Source organism: Amycolatopsis sp. WAC 04169 (assembly GCF_003947535.1).
Lineage (GTDB): Bacteria > Actinomycetota > Actinomycetes > Mycobacteriales > Pseudonocardiaceae > Amycolatopsis > Amycolatopsis keratiniphila.
Genome location: NZ_QHJI01000008.1, coordinates 489,134 through 511,820, shown reverse-complemented (window position 1 = coordinate 511,820; position 22,687 = coordinate 489,134). Strand labels below are relative to the sequence as shown.

Sequence of the window (22,687 nt, the reverse complement as noted above, 5' to 3'; positions counted from 1 at the left end):
ACGAAGTAGCGCCGCCGGGCTTACCCTGGAGCGCATGAAAGCGCTGGTGGTCGCGGACGAGGTCGAAGAGCGGCTGTGGACGTCCGCCGTCCGCAACCACCGGGCCGACCTCGTGATCGGTGCCGGTGACCTGCCGTACGACTACCTCGAGTTCCTGGCGGGCGCGCTCGACGTGCCGTGCGTGTTCGTCCCGGGTAACCACGACCCCGACCTGTCCGGCTACACCCGCTACGGCGGACTGTCCATGAAGGACGGTTTCCCGACGGTGTGGCCGGGGCCGGCGGGCGGGGTGAACGCGGACGGCCGGGTCGTCGACGTCGGCGGGCTCCGGTTCGCCGGGCTCGGCGGCTCGGTCCGCTACAACGACGGCCCCAACCAATGGACGCAACGCCAGCAGGCGCGGCGCGCCCGGAGGCTGGTGCGCCGGGCCCGGCTCCGCCGCTGGCGGGACGGGCGGGACGTCGACGTCCTGCTCACGCACGCGCCGCCGCGGCACTGCGGTGACCGCGAGGATCCGCCGCACCGCGGGTTCGACTGTCTCCATCGCACGATCGAGTTGCTGCGGCCGAAATGGTTGCTGCACGGGCACATCCACCCGCACGGCGAACCCGTGCCGGACCGGGTGGTCGGCGGGACCACGGTACGCAACGTGGTCGGGCACCGGATCATGGAGTTCGTATGAAGGACACCGGTTTTCCCCGTGCGGACGCGGAACACGACTTCCTCCGCGCGCGACGACGTCAGGTGCTGTCACGGCTGGCGAACTGGCTGCGCGGCGAGCCCGACGACGTCAACATCATGCTGCCGTTCCACGAGGTGGTCGACGCGCTCGGCTATCTCGGCGAGCGGAAGATCGGGGCGCAGGTGATCCGGCTCGACTCGATCGTCGGCAGCGTCGACCGGGGCCGCGATTTCGATCGGCGCTTCCGCCCCACGTCCGGACGGGTGCGCGAACGGTGGGAACGGCTGGCGCTCGCCACCCGGCGCGGTGAGTCGATCCCGCCGATCGAGGTGTACCGCGTCGGCGAACTGCATTTCATCATCGACGGGCACCATCGCGTCTCGGTGGCGCACGCGATGCGACTGTCCACAATAGAGGCGATGGTCACCGAGGTGCGGACCAAACTGGACCCGAGCGGGATCCGGTACCGCGGCGACCTGATCGTCAAGGACTACCGGCGGCTGTTCCTGGAACGCGTCCCGCTTTCGGGGCACGCGCGGGCTTCGGTGGTGTTCACCGATCCGTGGGACTACGCACGGCTCGGCGAGCACGTGGAGGCGTGGGGTTTCCGGCTGATGCAGGACGAAGGCACGTACTCGGACCGGGCGACGCTGGCGCAGCGGTGGTTCGACGAGGAGTTCGTGCCGGTGGTGGCGATGCTGCGGCAGGCGGAGCTGATCGGCGCGCGGACGGACGCCGAGGCGTATCTGTGGGTGGCGTGTGAACGGTACCGGCTGATCCGGACTCACCGGTGGGACGACGAGGTCTTCGAGGCGGTGCGGTCACAGTCCCGCTGACACCCCCTCCCCCGTGCTAGGAAAGGACCGTTCCTTGCAAATTTTGCAAGGAACGGTCCTTTCCTAGCATTCGAGGGACCTACATGTGCACGGCGACCGGCGTAGCGTCCGAAGCGCCTTCAGGAGCCTTCGCCGGAGCACCCGACCGCAGCAGCAGCCCGCAGATCACCGCACCGATGACGAAGATCCACCCGCCCCACACGAAAGCGGTCGTGTAGCTGTGCACTGCCGCTTCGGCCGCCAGCTGCGCCGAAGGCACCTTCCCGGCCGTGAAAGACGTCGCCGCGTTACCGGCCAGCGTGCTCAGCAGCGCGGTCCCGATCGAGCCGCCGACCTGCTGCGCGGTGTTGACCGCCGCCGACGCGACACCGGCGTCGTGCGTGTCGACGCCGAAGGTCGCGACGCTCATCGCGGGCGCCATCGCGAGGCCGATGCCGACGCCCATGACCATCAGCGGGAACAGCACCCCGCCGGCGTACGTGCTGGTGGTGTCGATGGCCGAGAGCCAGAACAACCCCGCCCCCGCGATCAGCATTCCCAGCGACACCAACGGTTTCGCGCCGAATCTAGGCAGCAGCACGGCCGTCGCCGACGTCGCGCTGGCCATCAGGGTGGCCACCATCGGCAGGAACGCGACCCCGCTCTGCACCGGCGTGAACTGCAGGTTCAGCTGGATGTAGAAGGTGAGGAACAGGAAGATCGAGAACATCCCGATGGCAAGCAGGAACATCGCGAGGTACGAGCCGCCGCGGTCGCGGTCGAGCAGCACGCGCAGCGGCAGGAGCGGATGCGAGACCCGCTGCTGGATCGCCACGAAAGCGGCGAGCAGTACGACACCGGCGGCGAGGAAACCCCACACCGACACCGAGGACCACGAGTCGCGCTCGGCGTTCGCGAAGCCGTAGACGAGCGCGAAGAGACCGGCCGACGCGGTGATCGTGCCGGGGATGTCGAGCTTCGGGCGCGGGCCGTCGGTCTCGGAGTTCTTCAGCAGCACGGCCGAACCGGCGAACGCGATCACCGCGAAGATGATGTTGACGTACATCGACCAGCGCCAGTCGAGGTACTCGGTCAGCACGCCGCCGAGCAGCAGGCCGATCGCCGCGCCGCCGCCACCGATGGCGCCGAAGACACCGAACGCCTTGCCGCGCTCCTTCGGATCGGTGAACGTCGTGGTCAGCAGCGAAAGGGCCGCCGGAGCGAGAAGCGCGCCGAAGACACCCTGTGCCGCGCGGGCGACGAGCAGCATTTCGATGCTGGTGGCGGCGCCGCCGATCGCGGACACGATGGCGAAGCCGGCGAGCCCGACGAGGAACGCGCGTTTGCGGCCGAAAAGGTCCGCGAGCCGCCCGCCCAGCAGGAGCAGGCTGCCGAACGCGAGCGCGTAGGCGGTGACGACCCATTGGCGGGCGTCGTTCGAGAATCCGAGGTCCTGCTGCGCCGACGGGAGCGCGATGTTCACGACGGTGGCGTCGAGCACCACCATCAGCTGGGCGAGACCGATCATCACCAGGATCAGCCATCTCCTGGCGTGGTGCGGGTTGGAGTGCTGCGCGGCCGCGTCCCCCGGCGGCGTGGCGACAGCGGTGGATGAGTCAGACATACGGGCGGTTTCCTCACCGATAGTGACGAAGAAGCTACGTGGAGTAGGTATCTCCCCTTTCCGCGCCAAGGTACACAAGAAGTGGAGAAGTGTCCTCTACTTCGTTTGTTAAGCTGGACGAATGGCTCGGGACCTTGCTCCCGCCGCACCGGCGCGGCCGTTGCGGCGCGACGCTGAACTCAATCGGCAACGCATCATCGCGGCGGCACGCGATGTCTTCGGCGAGCGCGGGCTCGAAGCGACGCTCGACGACGTCGCGCATCACGCCGGCGTCGGCGTCGGCACCGTCTATCGCCGCTTTCCCAGCAAGGAACACCTGGTCGAGGCGATGTTCGTCGACCAGTTCGAGACGATCCGCGAGTTCGCCGAAGAAGCGCTTCGCGCCGAAGGCCCGTGGGAGGGCTTCGCGGACTTCACCTGGCGCGCGGCCGAGCTGCACGCCGGTGACCGCGGGTTACGGGAAGTCATGCTGTCGAACGTCTTCGGCCAGGAGCGCGTCGCCGAGGCGAAATCGCGCATGGTGCCGTTGATCACACAGCTCGTCGAACGCGCTCAGGCGGCGGGGGTCCTGCGTGCGGACATCGTGCCGACGGACATGCCGCTGCTGCACCAGATGATCGGCTCCGTCATCGAGTTCACGCACGGTATCCAGCCGGACCTGTGGCGCCGGTGCCTCGCGATGCTGCTGGACGGCCTGCGCGCCGAACCGGGCCGCGCGACCCCGCTGCCGCATCCGCCGCTGGACGTCGAAGCACTGGAAGAAGTCATGTGCTCCTTCCGGCTGCCCAAGCTGCGCTGCTGACCCCGCATTTAGTCCTCTAAATGCGGTAGTTGCGCGTGCAAGGACCGCATCCAGAGGACGAAACGCGTCAGGGGAGCCTCGGGAAGACGGCGGCGGCGACCTCACGTGCCGCGGCGCAGGTGGCGTCCTCCGCCGCCCCGTCGACACCGACCACGGAAAGCGCCGCCTGCTCGACCCGGTCCGGAGTACCCGGGATCGGCCGGTGCGTGGTCACCTGGCAGAACGCGCCGGAAGTGGCGACCTGGGCCTGCCGCCCGCCCAGCGCCTCCGTCGCACCCGGCGTGGTGTCCGCGCCGACGGACAGCGAGAAGCTGACCTTGCCGCGGATGCAGTTGTGCCCGGACAGCGCCGGGGCCGGTTTGGTCTCCGCTCCGGCGGCGGCGTCGAGTTCGTGCTGGTCGAGCAGGGCGCACGGGGCGACGCGGCCCCACGAGCGCTGGTCCAGGTTCAGCCGCCCGACCTTGCGCTCGGTGATCACCGCGGCCGCACTGCCGACGGTCGCGTCGGCGATCCGGCAGCGGTCGGCCTGGTCGGCCGGGGCCTTGTCGTCGGAGGTCACGGCGATGGACAGCCGGATCCCGTCGGCGAAGGTGAGCAGCCGCGTGCAGGTGGTGTCCTCGTTGAACGTCGATCGCTGGACGCTGAGCCCTTCCGGCAGCGGCCCGGCGTATTCGTACGGCTGATTGTTCGGATCCTGACCGGAGGTGATCGGGCCGGTGGTCACGGTGTAGCGATTGGCACCCTCGACGAATTCGAGGCGGCAGAACTCGAAAGAGGTCAACGGCGGTTTGACCGCGTTTCCGCCGCCGATCACCTTCCGCTGGTCGACAAGGCTGCAGTAATCGAGCGACGAGTATTCGCCGAGCGCCTCGGAAGCGGTCAAGGCCTCGTCGCCCGCGGTGGTCGGCGAAGGCGTCACCGCCGGTTCCGGCGTGGCACAGGCCGCGGCGAGGAACAGGCCGCAGAGTACTGCGCTGAGTCTCTTCGGGGGCACCGGAGCAGTATCGTCAAAAGATCCGGGAACACCACCCCCTACGGGCGAAGAACACAGGGTCCGCCTCGTTTTCCCAGGTGGCTCCTTTACCTCGATTTCACGCCCTTAGGGGTGCGTTTCGTTCCGCGGTGGGATGCGGCCGGGCCGCCGCGCGACGAAAATGGGTTTCACACGCAGTGATGACAGAGAGGGAAGACCCGTGACGAACCCCGTAGCCGCCCGCCTGACCCGACCGCGCCAGGGCCGCATGATCGGCGGCGTCTGCGCCGGTCTCGCCAAACGTTTCGGCACCACGCCGGGCAAGGTCCGCCTGCTCGCCGTGCTGTCCTGCCTGCTGCCCGGCCCGCAGTTCATCGTCTACCTCGTGCTGTGGCTCGCCCTGCCCGAGAGCGAGTACTGAGCCTCAGCCGTTGGGGTCGAAGGGGATGCCCGCTGGCTTGGCCTTGCCGAGGTTGTACTCGAACGAGCCGTCCTTGATCGCGAGGCTCGCGCTGCCGAAGTCGGCGCGGACGAGCGTGTCGCGGATACCGGGCGGGAACCGGTCCCAGCTGACGAGATCCGGGTACTGCCAGGCGTTGTAGTGGTTCTCCGGCGGCTCGGTCGCGCTCGCGATGCGGAAGCAGTGGGTGCTCGCGCCGTCCTTGTGATAGACGATCTTCGGGTGGGTTCCCTCCCAGGAGACCTTCGAGCGGTCGTAAGTCGAGTAGTTGCCGTGCGCGGACGTCGAGACGTACCGGGCCTGGCCCTCGTTGACCCAGACGACGACGTGTTCGATGTCGTGCCGGTGCCCGCAGCAGTCGATGCCCGGGACGGCCTGGTCCTTCTCGAAGTACAGGTCGTACAGGTGGGCGCACCAGCCGTTGTTGCACTTCGACCGGGCGTAGGAGTTGGTGTTGTCCAGGTCGGACCGGTCCCGGCACTGACCGTTGAGGGCTCCGGAGTTCTTGAGTCCGGTGGCCACCGCGCCGGTGGGCGAGATCGCGGGGGTCGGGTAGCAGCCGTCGGTGTCGTAGTCGAACGCGGGCTGCCAGGTGCGGTCGGCGTCGGTCGCGTTCGACGGCAGTGCCTGTGGGGGTTCGGCCCAGGCGACGGCCGGGGCGAGCGTGGTGACGAGGACCGCTCCGATCAGGCCCTGCAGGAGACGGCGTGTCAGCTTCTTCGGCAAGGCAGGCGCCCTTCTCTCGGTACCCGGAGGATTCCCGATCACCTCAGGTGACGTAAACCGCCGAAGGTGGGGAAGCGCGTGAAGGCCCCCTTCCCGCGGCTGAGCCGAGGGAAGGGGGCCTTCACGCGCTACAGGACTAGTCGGTGTAGGTCAGGTTCTTGCCGCTGGCCCCGTCGAACAGCTTGATCTTGTCCGCGTCGAACCACAGCTCGACGTTCTGGTTCTCCGCCGCGGAAGACGCCGCCGAGAGGCGGGCGACGATCTGCGACTCGGCGCCCGGAACGTCCGAGGATCCGCTGTCGGCGGCGAGGTCCGCGAGGTCGGACGACGACGCGACCTCACCTTCGACCGAGAAGTGCGCGAACTTCTCCGAACCCATCGACTCGAGGACGTCGACGTGGGCGGTGAACGTCGCCCCCTGACGGGCGTTGGCGTCCACCAGCGCCGCGTCCTCGAAATGCTCCGGCCGGATACCGACGATGACCTCACGCGGCGCGTCGGCGGCTTCGACCAGTTGCCGCACCCGGTCGGTGAGCGGGATGTCGCCCAGCGCGCTGCGCGCCGTCCCGTTCTCCAGTGTGGCGGGCACGAAGTTCATCGACGGGCTGCCGATGAACCCGGCCACGAACAGGTTCGCCGGGTTGTCGTAGAGGAACTGCGGCGACCCGATCTGCTGCACGTGGCCCGCCCGGAGCACGACGACCCGGTCGCCGAGGGTCATCGCCTCGGTCTGGTCGTGCGTGACGTAGAGCGTCGTCGTGCCCAGCTGTTTCTGGATCTTCGACACCGAGGTCCGCATCTGCCCGCGCAGCTTGGCGTCCAAGTTGGACAGTGGCTCGTCCATCAGGAACGCCTTGGGGTTGCGGACGATCGCGCGGCCCATCGCCACGCGCTGCCGCTGCCCGCCGGAGAGGTTCGCCGGCTTGCGGTCGAGATGCCCGGTCAGATCCAGGATCTGCGCCGCCTCTTCGACCTTCGCCCGCACCGTTCGGTCGTCGACCTTGGCCAGCCGCAACGGGAACGCCATGTTCTCCCGCACGCTCATGTGCGGGTACAGCGCGTAGGACTGGAACACCATCGCGATGTCGCGGTCCTTGGGCGCCTTCTCGTTGACGCGCTGGCCGTCGATGCGCAGTTCGCCCGAGGAGATGTCCTCCAGGCCCGCGACCATGTTCAAGGTCGTGGACTTGCCGCAGCCGGACGGGCCGACCAGGATGATGAACTCACCGTCGGCGATCGTGATGTCCACTTCGGACACCGCGAGGGCGCCGTCGGGGTACTTCTTGGACACTTTTTCGAGAACGATTTCAGCCATGGGTCAGCCCTTCACCGCACCGGACGTCAGCCCCGCCACGATGCGACGCTGGAAGAACAACACGAACAGGATGATCGGGACGGTGATCACCACGGCGGCCGCGGAGATCGTCCCGGTCGGGTCTTCGAACTGCGAGGACCCGGTGAAGAACGACAACGCCGCCGGGACCGTGCGCGAGGCCTCGGTCGAGGTCAGCGAGATCGCGAACAGGAAGTCGTTCCAGCAGAAGATGAACACCAGGATCGCGGTGGTGAACACCCCCGGAGCCGCCAGCGGCGCGATCACCTTCCGGAACGCCTGCGCCGGGGTCGCGCCGTCCATCTTCGCCGCCTTTTCCAGCTCCCACGGGATTTCCCGGAAGAACGCGGAAAGCGTGTAGATCGACAGCGGCAGCGCGAACGTGATGTAGGGCAGGATCAGCCCCGGCCAGGTGTCGAACAACCCCAGCTCACGTTCGATGTTGAACAGCGGCGTCACCAGCGAGACCTGCGGGAACATCGCGATCAGCAGCGACATCCCGACCAGCACCTGCTTGCCGGGGAAGTCCAGCCGCGCGATCGCGTACGCCGCCATCGTGCCGAGGACGACCGCGATCACCGTCGCGATGATCGCGATGCCGATCGAGTTCACCAGCGCCCTGATGAACTCCGTGGTCTCGAAGATGTCCGCGTAGTTCTGCCACGTCCATTCCGACGGGATGAAGTTCCCGTCGTCCAAGGTCTCCTTGGTCTTGAACGAAAGCGAGACCACCCAGAGCACCGGGAACAGCGCGAACACCAGGACCAGGATGTCGACGAGGCCCCACTTGAGTTTGCGGCCGGGCGTGGCCGCTCCACCGATGGCCATCAGCGCTTACCCCCATTGTCACTGCCGGGTGCGGCCGTGCCGAACACCTTGATGAAGATGAACGCGATGATCGCCACCGTGATGAAGATCAGCACCGCCATCGTCGACCCGATCCCGAGGTTCAACCCCTTGACCAGGTTGTTGTAGGTCTGCATCGACACCGACGACGTGTCCTGCGCGCCGTTGGTGAGCACGAAGATGTTGTCGAAGATGCGGAACGCGTCCAGGGTGCGGAACAGCAGCGCCACCAGGATCGCCGGCTTCATCACCGGCAGCATCACCTTCGTGAACCGCTGCCACGCCGTCGCACCGTCCATCGACGCGGCCTTCAGCAGGTCGTCCGGCACCAGTGCCAGCCCCGCCATCAGCAGCAGCGCCATGAACGGCGTCGTCTTCCACACCTCGGCCAGCACGATGATCGCCAGCGAAGGCCAGTATTCGGTCAGCGGCGCGCTGTCCGGGAAGAACAGGTTGGCCAGATAGCCCGTGTCCGGCGTCCAGGCGTAGTACCAGGAGAACGCGGCGACCACGGTCACGATGCCGTACGGGATCAGGGCGACCGTCCGCACGAGGCCCCGGCCGACGAGCGTCCGGTGCATGATCAGCGCCAGGCCCATGCCCAGCACGAACTCGATCACCACCGAAACGATGGTCAACCCCATCGTCGTCCCGAACGCCGTCCACCAGTAACCGTTGGACAGCACCGCGATGTAGTTGTCGAGGCCGACGAATTCCTGCTGCGCCGGGAACCTGAGGTCGTAGCGCTGCAGGGAGAGCCAGATCGAGTAGATGATCGGGTACCCGGTGACCGCGATCATCACGATCGCCGCCGGGGCGCACAGCCACAAGCCGAGCCTGCGCTCGGCCTTCTTTCCTTCGCTGAGAACCGGTTTCGCCTTCTTGCCCGGTTTGCTCGCGGTCGCCGAACCGGCGGTCTCCTGCACGGTCACGGGATCACTCCCTTCGACTGGAGCGCGTCGGCGAGCTGTTCCTTCAGCTTCTCCGCCGTCTTCTGCGGATCGATTCCAGAAGGCGGGGAAAGCACCTTCGACAACACCGTCGAAGCGTTCTGGTACGCCGGGGTCAGCGGACGGACCGCCGCGTCCTTGAGCGCGTCCAGGATCGTCTCCCGCATCGGGTACTTCGTTTCCATACTCGGGTTGTCGTCGCTCTGCGGCGCCGTCGCGTCGAGTGGCAGCGTGTCCGTGTAGAGCGATTCGAGCGTCGGCGGGACACCGTCCTTGAGCGCGGAGAACTTCTGGTTCTTCGCGCTGCGCAGGCACAGCGCGACCTCGTAGGCCTCGGCCTTGTGCTTCGAGGTCGAGCTGACCGCCAGGTTGTAGCCACCGATCGTGGTCTTGGCGGGCTTGCCCGCTTCGAACTGCGGATAGGTGGTCCACTTGAAGTGTTTCAGCTCGTCCTTCTTCTCCTTGGCGTAGGAGGCGTAGACGAACGGCCAGTTCAGTTCGAAGGCGGCGTTGCCGCGCTGGAAGGACTGGCGGACCTCGTCCTCCTTCGAGTTGGTCAGCGACGGGTCGGTGATCCCGGCCGTGGTGACCTTCTTGAGCATCTCCAGCGCCTTGACCGCGCCCGCGTCCATCACGACCGACTTACCGTCGTCGGAAAGGATCTTCCCGCCCGCGGACTCGACGAGCGTGTTGTAGATGACGACGAGGCCTTCGTACTGCGCCCCGGTGAACACGACGTTCGCCGGTTTGCCCTGTGCCTTGAGCGCCTGCGCCTGCTGGATCATCTCGTCCCAGGTCTTCGGCGGCGTCGGCGTCAGCCGGTCGTCGTACCAGAGCAACTGGACGTTGGTGTTCTTGGTCGCCGCGTAGAGTTTTCCGTTCCACGTGGCGGTTTCGAGCGGTCCCGGCAGGACGCCCTCGGTCGCCTCGGCCTTCACCTCGCCCGTCCATTCGTCGACCCAGCCCGCCTCAGCGAACTCCGAGACCCACGTGACGTCCAGCCCCAGTACGTCGAGCGAATCGTCACCGGCGGCCAGCCGGCGCACCATCTGTTCCCGCTGGCCGTCGGCCGGTCGCGGGAGCTTGTTGTAGACGACCTCGTACCGCCCGCCCGAGGCCTTCGTGCAATCGTCCACAACGGACTGGAAATTGTCTTCGGGCGCGTAGTAGACGTTGATCTTCAGCCCGGCGTCCGAACCGCAACCCGCCAGCAAGCCGGCCGTCAGCGCCACCGCGCCGAGTAGCGAGCCGGTGCGGCCTGGTGAGCGGCCCCTCCGGCTCGCGCTCATCCTCTTCCCCATGAGGCCTCCTCACCCGCGCACGCCTGGGGAACGGCGGCACTAGGACGCGTTGAAGAAGCCCGCGCGCCAGCACCCCGACGTGCTAGTGCTCGGGCGGACACGCTGGAGTACATGACCGCCCGACTGGTGTTGTGCAACCTATTCCGGGCGATCACCGCCCGCAAGCAGTATCGGTAACGATTCAGCGGACCGCACGACGAACAGGTGAACGAGTACCGCCGAATGTCATCCGGTGGGGCGGCCGCCCAACGCCAGCTGGGCGAGGAGCTCGCGGCCCTGCTCGGCCGAACGCGGCTGGCAGAGCACGTCGTAGCGGCCGGCGACCAGCTGGCTCGCGGAGGAGAAGTCGCGGCGGGACATGCTGTAGCTGATCGCGGCGAAGACCGTCCACGCCAGGATGCCGAGCACGAGCCCGCCGATCATGGGCTGCCAGGCGAAACCCTGGTTGTTGAACATGCCCAGCAACAGCCCGATGATCAGGCCGAACCACGCGCCGGACACCGCGCCGGTGCCCAGCACCCGGCCCCAGCTCAGCCTGCCGACGACGCGCTCGACGAGCATCAGGTCGACACCGACGATGGTCACGTCGGAGACCCCGAACTCCTTCTCCGCGAGGAAGCCGACGGCTTGCTGGGCTTCGCCGTACGTCGCGTAGGAACCGATCGGCCAGCCGGTAGGCGGTGTCGGCAGCCTGGGCAGCCCGCCCGCGGCCCGGCCGCTTCCGCCAAAGGGAGCACTCACGTAATCACCTCTCGCCCGTCCTGGTCCATCTTCTCAAGGACGGGCGAAAGGCGCGAACGTTCAGGAGCGGGACTTGTACTCGCGGAGCAGGCCGCGGCTGATGATGGTCTTCTGGATCTCGCTGGTGCCCTCGCCGATGAGCAGGAACGGCGCCTCGCGCATGAGGCGCTCGATCTCGTACTCCTTGGAGTAGCCGTAGCCGCCGTGGATGCGGAACGAGTCCTGGGTGACCTCGGCGCAGTACTCGCTCGCGATCAGCTTCGCCATGCCGGCCTCGACGTCGTTGCGCGCGCCGGAGTCCTTGAGGCGGGCGGCGTTGACCATCATCAGGTGCGCGGCCTCGACCTTGGTGGCCATCTCGGCGAGCTTGAACGCGATCGCCTGGTGCTCGGCGATCGCCTTGCCGAAGGTCTTGCGCTGCTGGGCGTATTCCACCGCGAGTTCGAACGCGCGGATCGCGATGCCGCAGGCGCGGGCGGCGACGTTGACCCGGCCGACCTCGACACCGTCCATCATGTACGCGAAGCCCTTGCCCGGCGCTTCGCCGAGGACCTTGTCGGCACCGATCTTGTAGCCGTCGAACACGGCTTCGGTGGTGTCGACGCCCTTGTAGCCCATCTTGTCGATCTTGCCGGGGATGGTGAGGCCGGGCGCGACCTCGCCGAAGCCCTCGGGCTTCTCGATCAGGAACGTGGTGAGGTTCTGGTGGGCCTTCTCCGCGCCTTCGTCGGTCTTGACGAGCAGCGCGATCAGGTTGGAGCTGCCGCCGTTGGTCAGCCACATCTTCGATCCGTCGATGACGTAACCGTCGTCGGTCTTGCGGGCGCGGGTCTTGATCGCGGCGACGTCGGAGCCGAGATCCGGCTCGGACATCGAGAACGAGCCGCGAACCTCGCCGGTCGCCATCCGCGGCAGGAAGTGCTGCTTCTGCTCCGGCGTCCCGTGCTGCTTGATCATGTGCGCCACGATGAAATGCGTGTTGATGACCCCGGAGACGCTCATCCAGCCGCGGGCGATCTCCTCGACCACGAGCGCGTAGGTCAGCAGCGATTCGCCGAGGCCGCCGTACTCCTCCGGGATGGTGAGCCCGAACAGGCCCATCTCCTTCATCCCCTCGACGATGTCGGCGGGATAGGTGTCGGCGTGCTCGAGTTCCTGCGCGCGCGGGATGACCTCCTTGTCCACGAACTGGCGGACCGTGGCCAGGATTTCGGACTGCACGTCGGTCAAGCCGGCGGTCTGGGCGAGGCGAGCCATCGCTGCTCCTAAATTCGCGCGCACCGGGCTCCCGGCGCTGGGTTACCGGTGAGTATGACGCCTGACGTGGGACCTCGCTATGAGCGCAGTCACGCGTACGCCATCCGTGGCCGATCCCGGTCCTGCTCAACGTCGCCGCGAAACACGGTGCCTTCCGGTAGCGATACGGTCCTCGTCTACGAGGGGACCCAGCATGACGAATCCGCACGACCCGTACGGGCACCAGCCGTCCGGGCAGTTCGAGCAGCCCTACGGACTCCAGCCGTACCAACCGCCGCCGCAGCAGTACTACGTCCAGCAGACCTATGTGCGGCCGCCGGATCAGGGCATGGCGGTGGCGTCGCTGGTGTGCTTCCCGGCGATCCTGGGGATCATCTTCGGGCACATCGCGCTCTCGAAGGCCAAACGCGGCGAAGCCGGCGGCCAGGGCATGGCGCAGGCGGGCATGATCATCGGCTACGTCGTCACCGCGCTGTGGCTGATCCCGGTCATCCTGTGGTTCGTCTTCGTGGTGCTCGCGATCGGTGCCGCGGGCGTCTCGTGACCCCTTCCCGGATACGGTGGAGTCCCGCACGAACCAGGGGGCCAGCAGGATGAGCAGTTCGGACTCGCAGGACACACCGTCGACGTCGTCCTACACCGACTCGAACACCTTCTCGGATCCGACTTCCGCGTCGTCCGAAACGGTTTCGAGCCCGGCGGAACCGCAGCAGTTCCAGCCGCCCGCGCCGTTCACGCCGCCTCCGCCGTTCGAGCCGCCCGCTCCGTTCGAGGTGCCGTCGGCTTCTGCCCCGGAGCCCGCTCCCGAGCCGGCTTCCGTTCCGGTTCCGGACGAGACGTACGGGCAGGCCATCGACCCGCTGACCGCCGAACCCGTGCCGCCGCCCTACGCGGCCCCGGTTCCGCCGGTGTACACGCCCGTGCCGTTGCCCGCCGCTTATCCGCCGCCGCAGCCCTACAACCCGTACGCGATGGCGGCACCCCCGCGGTCGCAGGACAACGGGATGGCGATCGCCGGGCTGGTGTGCTCGCTCGTCGGGATCTGCTCGTGCGTCACCGTGATCGTCGGGCTGATCCTGGGGCACATCGGGCTGGCGAAGGCGAACCGCGGCGAAGCGGGGGGACGCGGCATCGCGCTCGCGGCGGTGGTCATCGCCTACATCGTCATCGCGCTGTACGTCGGGTTCATCGGGACGATGATCATCCTCGGGGTGAACGGCGAGCTCGACTAACGGCGTCGGCCGGGCTGTCTAGAGGTCGGCCGTCGTCACCGCGTTCTCCAAGGAGTGCAGGGAGACATATCGCTGCCGCTGCACGAAAGCCGAGCCTCGTCCAGCGCCGAGATGCGGCAGTGCCTGCCGTAGCTGCCGGTGGTCGGGATGTCCTGGAGCGGTCAGCAGGAAGACCTGATAGCGGCCATCCGTCCAGGTATCGTCCGACGTCTCGATGACCTTCGCGATCTTGCGGTCGAAGCGATCCTCCGAAGCACCGAGCCGCGATGCCTCTTCCGGAGACCACTCGACGTTGTCCCGGCGGTGAAGCACGGCGGGTACTTCAAGCTTGACCTCACGGTCCGCGTAGAACGCCACACGCTCGATCGGCCGAAACGCCCGCCCGGATTGGCACACGTAAGCGGAGCAAGTCTCGTACAACGGCCAAGCGTGCTTCGCCGAAACGACGACGGTGTCGTCGACCGTGACCGGCCGCTGCGCGTAGACGGTCATCAGTCCGCTGCACCGCTTCAGCCAGCGCGCGGCATCCTTGTCGATGTACGCGGCCAGGTCGAAGATCTGGCGAAGCTCGAAGGGTATGTCGACGTTGATCGTCGAGTCGTGGTGCGCGAGCCGGTTCCGGAACTTGCGGACCCGCTCGACAGCGACGGCGACCTCCCTTTCGCTGGGGGCGCAGCCGCTCCCGCACGGTGGCCACGGCCTCCGCCACATTGTCCCCGCCGGGAGTCGGCAGCAAGAACCACGGGATGCCGCACTGGTCCTCTCGGAAATGCTCGCGAAGACACCGATCCAGAGCGTTACGAAGGAGCACCTCGAGATGGCCGACGACCTCGAAAGCGGCGGAGGATGTTCGCGCGCTCCATTCGTACAGCCGCAGGGCCGCGACCTTGTCCCCCGACGCTGCCTCGAGGTGGGGAGCCATCCGGGGTTCGGACAGCAGATTCCAGACCATAGGCTCTTCGGTCTCGACGGACGGCACCCGAAGATGCTACCGTCAGTGACGAACGCCCCAGTGTCGCCTCTGATGCAAGCGCCTGGGGCTTCTTCCTTCGCTCAGCTGCCTTCCCTGGGCGCCGGCGCCACCTGACCGTTGGCCGCCGTGTCCTCCGAAGGCTCCTCCCGCTTCGGCGTGTTCGCGTCGAGGAAGCGCAGCAGCTCCACCGGGAACGGCAAAACCAGCGTCGAGTTCTTCTCCGCCGAGACCTGCACGACCGTCTCCAGCAGCCGCAACTGCAGCGCCGCCGGGGTGTCGGCCATGGTCGCCGCCGCCTGCGAGAGCTTGTGCGACGCCTGCAGTTCGCCGTCGGCCGAGATGACCCGCGCCCGCCGTTCGCGTTCGGCTTCGGCCTGGCGTGACATCGAGCGCTTCATCGACTCCGGCAGCGCGACGTCCTTGATCTCGACCCGGTCGATATGGATGCCCCAGTCCAGCGCCGGACTGTCGATCATCAGCTCCAGGCCCTCGTTCAGCCGCTCACGATTGGACAGCAGGTCGTCCAGGTCGCTCTTGCCGATGATGGACCGCAGCGAGGTCTGCGCGACCTGGCCGACGGCCGAGCGGTAGTCCTGCACGTTGACCGCGGCCAGCACCGGGTCGATCACCTTGAAGTACACGACCGCGTCCACCCGCACGGTGACGTTGTCGCGGGTGATGCCGTCCTGCGCGGGGATCGGCATCGTGACGATCTGCATGTTGACCTTCTGCAGTCTGTCCGCGATCGGCACCAGCAGCGCGAGCCCCGGCTCCCGGATCGCCGGGCGCACCCGCCCGAACCGGAACACGAGCCCGCGTTCGTACTGTTTCACCACGCGAAGGCTGGTCGCGAGCCACGCTCCGCCCGCGACGGCGACCGCACTGAGAATCTCCACCACCATGGCTGCTCCCGGGGTTGTTCTCGCTGTTCACGGTACGCCCGGCGAGTCACGGGGGAAACACGGTGGACAAGCCTGCCAAGGTGGGTTCGTGACCGGTTTCAAGATCCCGCCCAAATTCCTCGACCGCGCCGCCGACCTCGGCCCCGGAGCCGCCGAGTGGCTCGATTCCCTCCCGTTCCTCGCCGAGAAGTACACCGCCAAGTGGCAGCTCGAATACGACGGCGAGGCCATGCACGGCTTCGTCGGGGTCGCGCAGCCCGTGCGCCGCGCGGACGGCTCCCCCGCGATCCTCAAACTCGGCTGGCCGCACGAGGAATCCGACGACGAACCGCTCGCACTGTCCACTTGGGCCGGTCAGGGCGCGGTCCTGATGTACGACAACGTGCCCGAGGACGGCGTGCTGCTCTTGGAGCGGCTCGACGCCACCAGGTCGCTGGAAACGGAGCCGATCCAGGAGGCCGTCGAGACCGTCGGCGCGCTGGCGCGGCGGCTGGCCGTCCCCGCTCCCGAAGCACTGCGGCGATCCCTGCGCGAAGAGGCCGCGGAGCTGGTCACCGAACTTCCGGAGACCTGGAGCGAACTGGGCGAACCGTTCGATCGCAAGTACGTCGACGCGGCGGTGGAGATCTGCGTGAACCTCGGGCCGGAAGCCGGTGAGCTGATGGTGAACGAGGATCTGCACTTCGAGAACGTCCTCGCCGGGGCGCGCGAACCGTGGCTGGTGATCGACCCGAAGCCGCTTTCGGGTGACCTGGAGTTCGGCGCGATCTCGATCCTCTGGAACCGGGCGAACGAGTCCACAATGGACGAAAAGATCAAGTGGTTCACCGCGGCCGCCGGGGTGGACGCCGAACGCACGCGGGCGTGGACGCTGGTCCGCGCGGTGCAGAACTGGACCTGGCTGTACGAAGACCTCGCCGAGGGCGCCTCGCCCGAGACGATCGCCGAAGACCCGGCCTACACCGCCGTCCCCGGAATCGCCGCCTGGGCATTGCGGTAATCACAGGAATCGTCGCGGGCCCCGGGAGCGGATAACCTTCGGGCATGGCAGCCGTGAACAGGGTATTCGCAGCTCAGCTGGCCGGTTTGCCGGTTTTCGGCCCCGATGGTGAATCGATAGGCAAGGTGCGGGACCTGGTCGCGGGCCTGCGCCTGGACCAGCAACCGCCGCGAATCCTGGGCATCGTGGTCGAGCTGACGACGAGGCGCCGCGTGTTCGTGCCGATGTTGCGCGTGACCTCGATCGAGCCCAGCGCGGTCACGCTCGCCACCGGATCGGTGAACATGCGGCGCTTCCATCAGCGGCCCAACGAGGTGCTGGTGGTCGGGCAGCTCTTCGACGCGTACGCCACGCTCGCGGGCTCCGACACCAGGATCACCGTCGTCGACGCCGCCATGGAACCGACGCGGACACGGGACTGGGTGCTCGCGAAGCTCGCGATCCGCGAACGATCGAGCAGACTCGGCCTCGGCAGGCGGCGTTCGGCGATGCAGGTGCTGCCGTGGTCGGAGGTGTCCGGGCTCGGGCTGACCGATCTGACCGGCCAGACCCAGGGCGCGGCGCAGCTGCTGATGCTGTTCGACACCATGCGCCCGGCCGACGTCGCCGCCACGGTCCGCGATCTGCCGCTCAAGCGACGGCACGAGGTCGCCGACGCGATGGACGACGAGCACCTCGCCGACGTCATCGAGGAGCTTCCCGAAGACGACCAGAAGGAACTGCTGTCCTACCTCGCCGAGGAACGGGCCGCCGACATCCTCGAAGCGATGGACCCCGACGACGCCGCCGACCTGCTGGCCGAACTGGCGCCCGCCGAGCAGAACCGGTTCCTGGAGCTGATGGAGCCCGAGGAGTCGGCGCCGGTGAAGCGGCTGCTGGAGTACTCCTCCGACACCGCGGGCGGTCTGATGACACCCGAGCCGGTGGTGCTGACGCCGGACGCGACGGTCGCCGAGGCGCTCGCGCACATCCGCAACGCGGACCTCCCGGTGGCACTGGCGAGCATGGTGTTCGTCTGCCGTCCGCCGACCGAGACGCCGACCGGGCGGTTCGTCGGCGTCGTCCACTTCCAGCGACTGCTGCGCGAACCACCCGCCGAGATGGTGGCGAGCGCCGTCGACACGCAGCTGCCCGCACTGAAGCCGAACGCTTCGCTGTCCGAGGTCACGCGGTATTTCGCCGCCTACAACCTCACCTGCGGGCCGGTGGTGGACGCCGAAGACCACCTGCTCGGCGCGGTCACCGTCGACGACGTCCTCGACCATCTGCTCCCAGAGGACTGGCGCGAAACCGGGCTGCACGACATCACCGGCGAGATCACCGAGGAGGCCGAACGTGCCTGAACTTCTGCCCGGCCGGCGGCTGGACCAGCCCCGCGGCCAAAGCCGGTTCAGGCTGAACATCGACCCCGACTCGTTCGGCCGGTTCACCGAACGGGTCGCGCGGTTCCTCGGCACCGGCAAGTACCTGTTCTGGCAGACGCTGATCGTCATCGTGTGGATCGTGCTGAACCTGGTCGCGGTCTCGCTGCAATGGGACCCGTACCCGTTCATCCTGCTGAACCTGGCGTTCTCGACGCAGGCCGCGTACGCCGCGCCGCTGATCCTGCTGGCGCAGAACCGGCAGGACGACCGCGACCGCGTCTCGCTGGAGGAGGACCGGAACCGCGCCGCGCAGACCAAGGCCGACACCGAATACCTCGCGCGGGAGCTCGCGTCGCTGCGGATCGCGCTCGGCGAGGTCGCCACCCGGGACTTCCTGCGAGGCGAGCTCGACCGGCTCCGTGAGGATCTCGACGCCAAGCCGCGCAAGGCCAAACCCGACCGCACGCCTACCGGTACTTGATTTTTGCGGATGAGCCCCCGGCCGCGATCCCGTCGCCAGGGCGCACGCTGGCCGAACAGGTCACTTCTTGCTCGTCAGGGCGCCCTGCCGCCGTGATCCCGGAGCCTTCGGCCAGGCGGGTTCGTCCAGCTCCGCCTACCGGTACGTAACATGGAGGGGTGACCAGTACGCAGCAACTCCCCAGCGTCGACGATGTCCGCACCGCGCTGAAGGCCGTGTACGACCCGGAGATCAAGAAACCGATCACCGAACTCGGCATGGTCAAGGACGTGGAGGTCGGCTCGGACGGTGTGGTCACCGTCGGGATCTACCTGACGGTCGCCGGCTGCCCGCTGAAGGCGACGCTGACCAACGACACCACCGAAGCCGTCAAGAAGCTCCCCGGCGTCAGCGACGTCAGGGTCGAGCTCGACGTGATGAGCGACGAGCAACGCACTGAGCTGCGGAAATCGCTGCGCGGCGACGCCGCGGAACCGGTGATCCCGTTCGCGCAGCCGGGCTCGCTGACCCGCGTCTACTGCGTCGCGTCCGGCAAGGGCGGCGTCGGCAAGTCCTCGGTGACGGTGAACCTCGCGGCCGCGATGGCCGAACGCGGGCTGTCCGTCGGCGTGGTGGACGCGGACATCTACGGGCACTCGGTGCCGCGGATGCTCGGCGCGCGGGAGAAGCCGACCAAGGTCGACACCATGATCATGCCGCCGCAGGCGCACGGCGTGAAGGTCATCTCGATCGGTATGTTCACCCCGGGCAACACCCCCGTGGTGTGGCGCGGGCCGATGCTGCACCGCGCGCTGCAGCAGTTCCTCGCCGACGTGTTCTGGGGCGACCTGGACATCCTGCTGCTGGACCTGCCGCCGGGCACCGGCGACATCGCGATCTCGGTGGCGCAGCTCATCCCGAACGCGGAGATCCTGGTCGTCACCACCCCGCAGCAGGCCGCCGCCGAGGTGGCCGAGCGCGCGGGCGCGATCGCGCTCCAGACGCGGCAGCGGGTGGCCGGGGTCATCGAGAACATGTCGTGGCTGGAGACGCCCGACGGCCAGAAGATGGAGATCTTCGGCTCCGGCGGCGGGCAGTCGGTGGCCGACTCGCTGTCGAAGTCGGTCGGGTCGACGGTGCCGCTGCTCGGGCAGGTCCCGATGGACCCGCGCGTGGTCTCCAACGGCGACGCGGGCACGCCGATCGTACTGGCCGAGCCGGAAGCCCCGGCGTCGCTCGTGCTCAAGGAGGCGGCGAAGAAGCTGACCGTCCGGGCACGCGGGCTGGCCGGGATGATGCTGAACGTCACCCCCGCCGGCCGCTGACCGTCCCCTTCTCATGCATTTAGTCCTCTGAATGCGGTACTTGCACACGCAAGGACCGCATTCAGAGGACTAAATGCGTGTTGGGGGGGGGGTTCAGGTGGCGTCGGGGTCGACCGGAGGGCGCTCGCCGGGCTTCAGCGGCTCAGGCTGCGAAGCCGGCGCCGGGTGGCCGTTGGGCTTGGCTGCGCCGTTGGAACCGTTGGTGCCGTTGACGTTGTTGAGCCCCAGCGGATCCGTGTCACCGTCGAACAGGTGCTGGGTGACGACCCGCTTCGGGTCGAAGTTCCGCAGGCCTCGCAGGTCCTCCAGCGGCTTGCGCAGCTGATCGAACTCCGGGCCCATCTCCTCGCGCAGCTGCGTCTTGGCCCCGGTCGCGAAGTCACGGACCTTGCGGACGCTCTTCGCCACCCACGACGCCGCTTCGGGCAGCCGTTCCGGACCGAGGATGAAAAGACCCGCGACGACGATGATGAGGATCTCTCCCCAGCCGACACTCTCGAACACCCGTGTGAACCTCCGCCTCGGCGTCTTCCCCGTTCAGGGTACCCGGCCGAACTCGCTAGTCCGAGGCCAGTTTCACGTCCACGACAAGTGAAGACCCATCCCGGACAAGCCGGACAGGGACCACTTCGCCGACTTCGCGGGCGCGGACCGCGACGAGCAGTTCCGCCGAGTCGCGCACGAGCCGACCGCCGACTTCCGTGATGACGTCGCCTTCTTTGATCCCCGCCGAGGCCGCGGGGCCTCCCGGAGCGACGTTGCGGACCTGTGCGCCCATGGTGCTGGAGCCCGCGACGGTCGACGAAGCGTTGATGCCGATGTCGGGGTGGACGACCTTGCCGTCCTTGATGAGTGTTTTCGCGATCTTCACCGCGTAGTCGCTCGGGATGGCGAATCCGATGCCGATGCTGCCGCCTTCGGCGCTGGACGAGCGGATCGCGGAGTTGATCCCGACCAGCGCGCCGGTCGCGTCGACGAGCGCGCCACCCGAGTTGCCGTGGTTGATCGCGGCGTCGGTCTGGATGGCTTCGTAGATCACCGGCGCGCTGCCGCCGTCGCCGCCCGCGGTCACCGGGCGGTTGAGCGCGCTCACGATGCCGGCGGTGACCGAGTTCTGCAGCGCCAGCGGCGAACCGACGGCGATCACCGAGTCGCCGACCGCCAGCTCGGACGATTTCCCGACCTGCAGCGCGGTGAGGTTCTTGACGTCGACCTTGACCACGGCCAGGTCGGTCTTGGGGTCGGCGCCGACGACCTTCGCCTCGACGCGTTTGCCGTCGAAGAAGACGGCGGTGACCTTGGTGGCCGAATCGGCCGTCGCGGCGGAGATCACGTGCTCGTTGGTGAGCACGTAGCCCTGGTTGTCGATGACGACCCCGGAGCCCTGCTGGCCGGCGTCGGCGCCGGGTTTGAACACCTCGAGCGAGACGACGGCGGGCGCCACCCGGTGGGCGATGTCCGCGATCGAGCCCGCCGGGCGTTCCTTGGCCGCATCGGCCTCGGAAATGCTGGCCTGGCCGGTCAGTTCGGTGCCGGTGTCGGCGAACCACCAGCCGATCAGCCCGCCGACCGCGCCGATGACCAGCGCGACCGCGGCGAGCATCGCCAGCGCCTTCGTCTGCACACGCCGCCCGAAGAGGACCTCAGGAAGGCTCAGCAGCGCACCCTGCGGGCGCTTCGCGTCCTTCTCTTCCTTCGCGTCCTGCTGCACGGCGGGGCCGGCGAGCACCGCGCCGGAACCGGGATCACGCCACGGGTCCGATGTCTGGGTCCAAAGCGGGTCTTCCGGGCCGTCCGTGGACGACCCGGAGCCGTTGCTCCCATGCGGCCGCTCCAGCACGACACCTTCGGCGCCCGGCGGGCGGCGGAAGGCTTCGGCGAGCGATTCCGGCGTCGGCGGCGCCAGGTTCAGGCCCGGTGCGGACTGCCCGTTCCTCCCGGGCTGGTACAGCTTGTCGAAGGCGCCATCGACGCCATGCGGCCTCCCGAACGTGGCCGCCTGCGCCGGATCGACGGCGGGCCGGGCCAGCGGGCGCGGTGCCAGCCGATCCCCCGCCGGGTCACCAGGCTGCTGCGGATTCGCGTTCGGCTGCTCGGTCATCATTCCCCGGGGCTGAGATCAGGTTGGCCGGACGCGAGAGTACGCCAAGCCTCACCGTGGATTCTGCCGTGACCACGGTGAAGTGCGCGTTGATTCGCCGAAGCGGACAGAAATGTGACACTCGCAGCGAACATGTCTCACCTTGTGGCACTCTGACGGCCATGTCGCAGAATCCGGGGGCTCCTTTCCCTCCTCAGAACGTCCCTCCTCAGCAATGGCCTCAGCACCAGCAGCAGTGGCCTCAGCAGCAAGGCTGGCCACAGCAGCCGCCCAAGAAGAAGGGCCTGACCACCAAGGTGAAGGTGCTGCTGCTCGTCGCCGCGCTCGTCGTGGTCGGCGGCGGGATCGGCCTCGTCCTCGTGATGAAGTCGGCCGCCGGACCGGAGAAGCAGGCCACCAAGGTGGAGACCGGCGACTGCGTCCAGCTGACCGGCGCCGGGAAAGAGGCGGACGCGGTGAAGGCCGCCTGCGACAACCCGCAGACGCCGTACGTAGTGAGCGTCAAGGGCACGGTCAAGGGCGACTGCCCGGAGGGCTTCTACAGCTACTCGGTGGCGACCCCGCTGCGCGGTGAAGGCGTCGGACTCTGCCTGGGGATCAACGCCCAGGTCGGCCTGTGTTTCGACGACATCAAGACCAAGACCCCGCCGCCGCTGGTGAACTGCTCGGGAGCGCGGCTGAAGATCAGCGAGGTGTTCGACAAAGCCAGCTACGTGAACAGTCCGTGCAAAGAGGGCACAGAAGAGGTGATCTCCTACACGGCGTACGGCGCGACGCAGAAGTTCAAGAGCGCGACGATCTGCTTCGTCAAACCCTGACG

Annotated in this window: 24 protein-coding genes; 11 read left to right on the top strand and 13 right to left on the bottom strand. The window is 67.8% G+C overall.

Translation table 11 applies throughout. The features are described 5' to 3' along the window. Window positions 1–34 precede the first annotated feature (34 nt). Window positions 35–682, top strand: coding sequence for a metallophosphoesterase (locus DMC61_RS24835; RefSeq protein WP_125691597.1), 648 nt, complete (start codon window positions 35–37; stop codon window positions 680–682). Next, entirely contained in the window at window positions 679–1,518 is an 840-nt protein-coding gene (locus DMC61_RS24830) for a ParB N-terminal domain-containing protein (protein ID WP_125691595.1), read from the top strand. The genes DMC61_RS24835 and DMC61_RS24830 overlap by 4 nt, the downstream gene beginning before the upstream one ends. A 79-nt stretch (window positions 1,519–1,597) precedes the next feature. Here DMC61_RS24830 and DMC61_RS24825 read toward each other — a convergent pair whose 3' ends face one another. Then, on the bottom strand, window positions 1,598–3,121 hold the full coding sequence (locus DMC61_RS24825) for an MFS transporter (protein ID WP_125691593.1): 1,524 nt from the start codon (window positions 3,119–3,121) through the stop codon (window positions 1,598–1,600). A gap of 121 nt (window positions 3,122–3,242) precedes the next feature. Here DMC61_RS24825 and DMC61_RS24820 point away from each other — a divergent pair, with 121 nt between their 5' ends. Further along, the gene (locus tag DMC61_RS24820; RefSeq protein WP_125691591.1) at window positions 3,243–3,923 is read left to right on the top strand and encodes a TetR/AcrR family transcriptional regulator; all 681 of its coding nucleotides are present in this window, start codon (window positions 3,243–3,245) and stop codon (window positions 3,921–3,923) included. 67 nt (window positions 3,924–3,990) lie between these two features. Here the strand turns inward: DMC61_RS24820 and DMC61_RS24815 are convergent, their stop codons facing one another. After that, window positions 3,991–4,917: a hypothetical protein gene (locus DMC61_RS24815; RefSeq protein ID WP_125691589.1), complete on the bottom strand. Its 927-nt coding sequence runs from the start codon at window positions 4,915–4,917 to the stop codon at window positions 3,991–3,993. Between the two features lie 199 nt (window positions 4,918–5,116). On the opposite strand from DMC61_RS24815, the gene DMC61_RS24810 reads away from it, so the two are divergent. Beyond that, a complete protein-coding gene (locus DMC61_RS24810; protein ID WP_034313416.1) occupies window positions 5,117–5,317 on the top strand; it encodes a PspC domain-containing protein in 201 nt (66 codons plus the stop codon). 3 nt (window positions 5,318–5,320) lie between these two features. Here DMC61_RS24810 and DMC61_RS24805 read toward each other — a convergent pair whose 3' ends face one another. The 7 genes from DMC61_RS24805 to DMC61_RS24775 all read right to left on the bottom strand — a co-directional run bounded on the left by DMC61_RS24805 (window position 5,321) and on the right by DMC61_RS24775 (window position 12,510). Continuing rightward, window positions 5,321–6,082: an NPP1 family protein gene (locus DMC61_RS24805; protein WP_125691587.1), complete on the bottom strand. Its 762-nt coding sequence runs from the start codon at window positions 6,080–6,082 to the stop codon at window positions 5,321–5,323. Window positions 6,083–6,218: 136 nt separating this feature from the next. Further along, the gene (locus DMC61_RS24800) at window positions 6,219–7,397 is read right to left on the bottom strand and encodes an ABC transporter ATP-binding protein (protein WP_125691585.1); all 1,179 of its coding nucleotides are present in this window, start codon (window positions 7,395–7,397) and stop codon (window positions 6,219–6,221) included. 3 nt (window positions 7,398–7,400) lie between these two features. Beyond that, on the bottom strand, window positions 7,401–8,243 hold the full coding sequence (locus tag DMC61_RS24795; protein WP_125691583.1) for a carbohydrate ABC transporter permease: 843 nt from the start codon (window positions 8,241–8,243) through the stop codon (window positions 7,401–7,403). Then, window positions 8,243–9,193, bottom strand: a complete 951-nt coding sequence (locus DMC61_RS24790) for a carbohydrate ABC transporter permease (RefSeq protein WP_038519058.1) — start codon at window positions 9,191–9,193, stop codon at window positions 8,243–8,245. The genes DMC61_RS24795 and DMC61_RS24790 overlap by 1 nt, the downstream gene beginning before the upstream one ends. Further along, on the bottom strand, window positions 9,190–10,512 hold the full coding sequence (locus DMC61_RS24785; protein WP_125691581.1) for an ABC transporter substrate-binding protein: 1,323 nt from the start codon (window positions 10,510–10,512) through the stop codon (window positions 9,190–9,192). The genes DMC61_RS24790 and DMC61_RS24785 overlap by 4 nt, the downstream gene beginning before the upstream one ends. 225 nt (window positions 10,513–10,737) lie before the next feature. Next, window positions 10,738–11,253: a general stress protein gene (locus DMC61_RS24780; protein WP_016331463.1), complete on the bottom strand. Its 516-nt coding sequence runs from the start codon at window positions 11,251–11,253 to the stop codon at window positions 10,738–10,740. A gap of 60 nt (window positions 11,254–11,313) precedes the next feature. Continuing rightward, on the bottom strand, window positions 11,314–12,510 hold the full coding sequence (locus tag DMC61_RS24775; protein WP_016331462.1) for an acyl-CoA dehydrogenase family protein: 1,197 nt from the start codon (window positions 12,508–12,510) through the stop codon (window positions 11,314–11,316). A 193-nt stretch (window positions 12,511–12,703) separates the two neighbouring features. Between DMC61_RS24775 and DMC61_RS24770 the strand changes: the two genes are divergently transcribed. Together DMC61_RS24770 and DMC61_RS24765 are read left to right on the top strand one after the other, a co-directional pair. Further along, entirely contained in the window at window positions 12,704–13,054 is a 351-nt protein-coding gene (locus DMC61_RS24770) for a DUF4190 domain-containing protein (RefSeq protein ID WP_125691579.1), read from the top strand. 49 nt (window positions 13,055–13,103) lie between these two features. After that, the gene (locus DMC61_RS24765) at window positions 13,104–13,742 is read left to right on the top strand and encodes a DUF4190 domain-containing protein (RefSeq protein ID WP_125691577.1); all 639 of its coding nucleotides are present in this window, start codon (window positions 13,104–13,106) and stop codon (window positions 13,740–13,742) included. 18 nt (window positions 13,743–13,760) lie between these two features. Here the strand turns inward: DMC61_RS24765 and DMC61_RS24760 are convergent, their stop codons facing one another. Together DMC61_RS24760 and DMC61_RS24755 are read right to left on the bottom strand one after the other, a co-directional pair. Next, on the bottom strand, window positions 13,761–14,453 hold the full coding sequence (locus DMC61_RS24760) for a hypothetical protein (RefSeq protein ID WP_233594929.1): 693 nt from the start codon (window positions 14,451–14,453) through the stop codon (window positions 13,761–13,763). Between the two features lie 342 nt (window positions 14,454–14,795). Further along, a complete protein-coding gene (locus DMC61_RS24755; RefSeq protein ID WP_125691575.1) occupies window positions 14,796–15,617 on the bottom strand; it encodes a slipin family protein in 822 nt (273 codons plus the stop codon). Between the two features lie 88 nt (window positions 15,618–15,705). Here DMC61_RS24755 and DMC61_RS24750 point away from each other — a divergent pair, with 88 nt between their 5' ends. The 4 genes from DMC61_RS24750 (at window position 15,706) to DMC61_RS24735 (ending at window position 19,766) form a co-directional block, all read left to right on the top strand. Further along, a complete protein-coding gene (locus tag DMC61_RS24750; RefSeq protein ID WP_125691573.1) occupies window positions 15,706–16,617 on the top strand; it encodes an aminoglycoside phosphotransferase family protein in 912 nt (303 codons plus the stop codon). A gap of 44 nt (window positions 16,618–16,661) precedes the next feature. Then, entirely contained in the window at window positions 16,662–17,960 is a 1,299-nt protein-coding gene (locus DMC61_RS24745; protein ID WP_125691571.1) for a magnesium transporter MgtE N-terminal domain-containing protein, read from the top strand. After that, window positions 17,953–18,462 carry a DUF1003 domain-containing protein gene (locus tag DMC61_RS24740; protein ID WP_125691569.1) on the top strand — a complete coding sequence of 170 codons (510 nt, stop codon included), beginning with the start codon at window positions 17,953–17,955 and terminating at the stop codon, window positions 18,460–18,462. The genes DMC61_RS24745 and DMC61_RS24740 overlap by 8 nt, the downstream gene beginning before the upstream one ends. A gap of 158 nt (window positions 18,463–18,620) precedes the next feature. Next, entirely contained in the window at window positions 18,621–19,766 is a 1,146-nt protein-coding gene (locus DMC61_RS24735; protein WP_016331455.1) for an Mrp/NBP35 family ATP-binding protein, read from the top strand. A gap of 93 nt (window positions 19,767–19,859) precedes the next feature. Here DMC61_RS24735 and tatB read toward each other — a convergent pair whose 3' ends face one another. After that, window positions 19,860–20,270: a Sec-independent protein translocase protein TatB gene (tatB, locus tag DMC61_RS24730; protein WP_063272131.1), complete on the bottom strand. Its 411-nt coding sequence runs from the start codon at window positions 20,268–20,270 to the stop codon at window positions 19,860–19,862. A gap of 55 nt (window positions 20,271–20,325) precedes the next feature. Then, a complete protein-coding gene (locus tag DMC61_RS24725) occupies window positions 20,326–21,867 on the bottom strand; it encodes a S1C family serine protease (RefSeq protein WP_125691567.1) in 1,542 nt (513 codons plus the stop codon). Window positions 21,868–22,028: 161 nt separating this feature from the next. Between DMC61_RS24725 and DMC61_RS24720 the strand changes: the two genes are divergently transcribed. After that, a complete protein-coding gene (locus tag DMC61_RS24720) occupies window positions 22,029–22,685 on the top strand; it encodes a hypothetical protein (RefSeq protein WP_199750090.1) in 657 nt (218 codons plus the stop codon). Window positions 22,686–22,687: the final 2 nt, after the last annotated feature.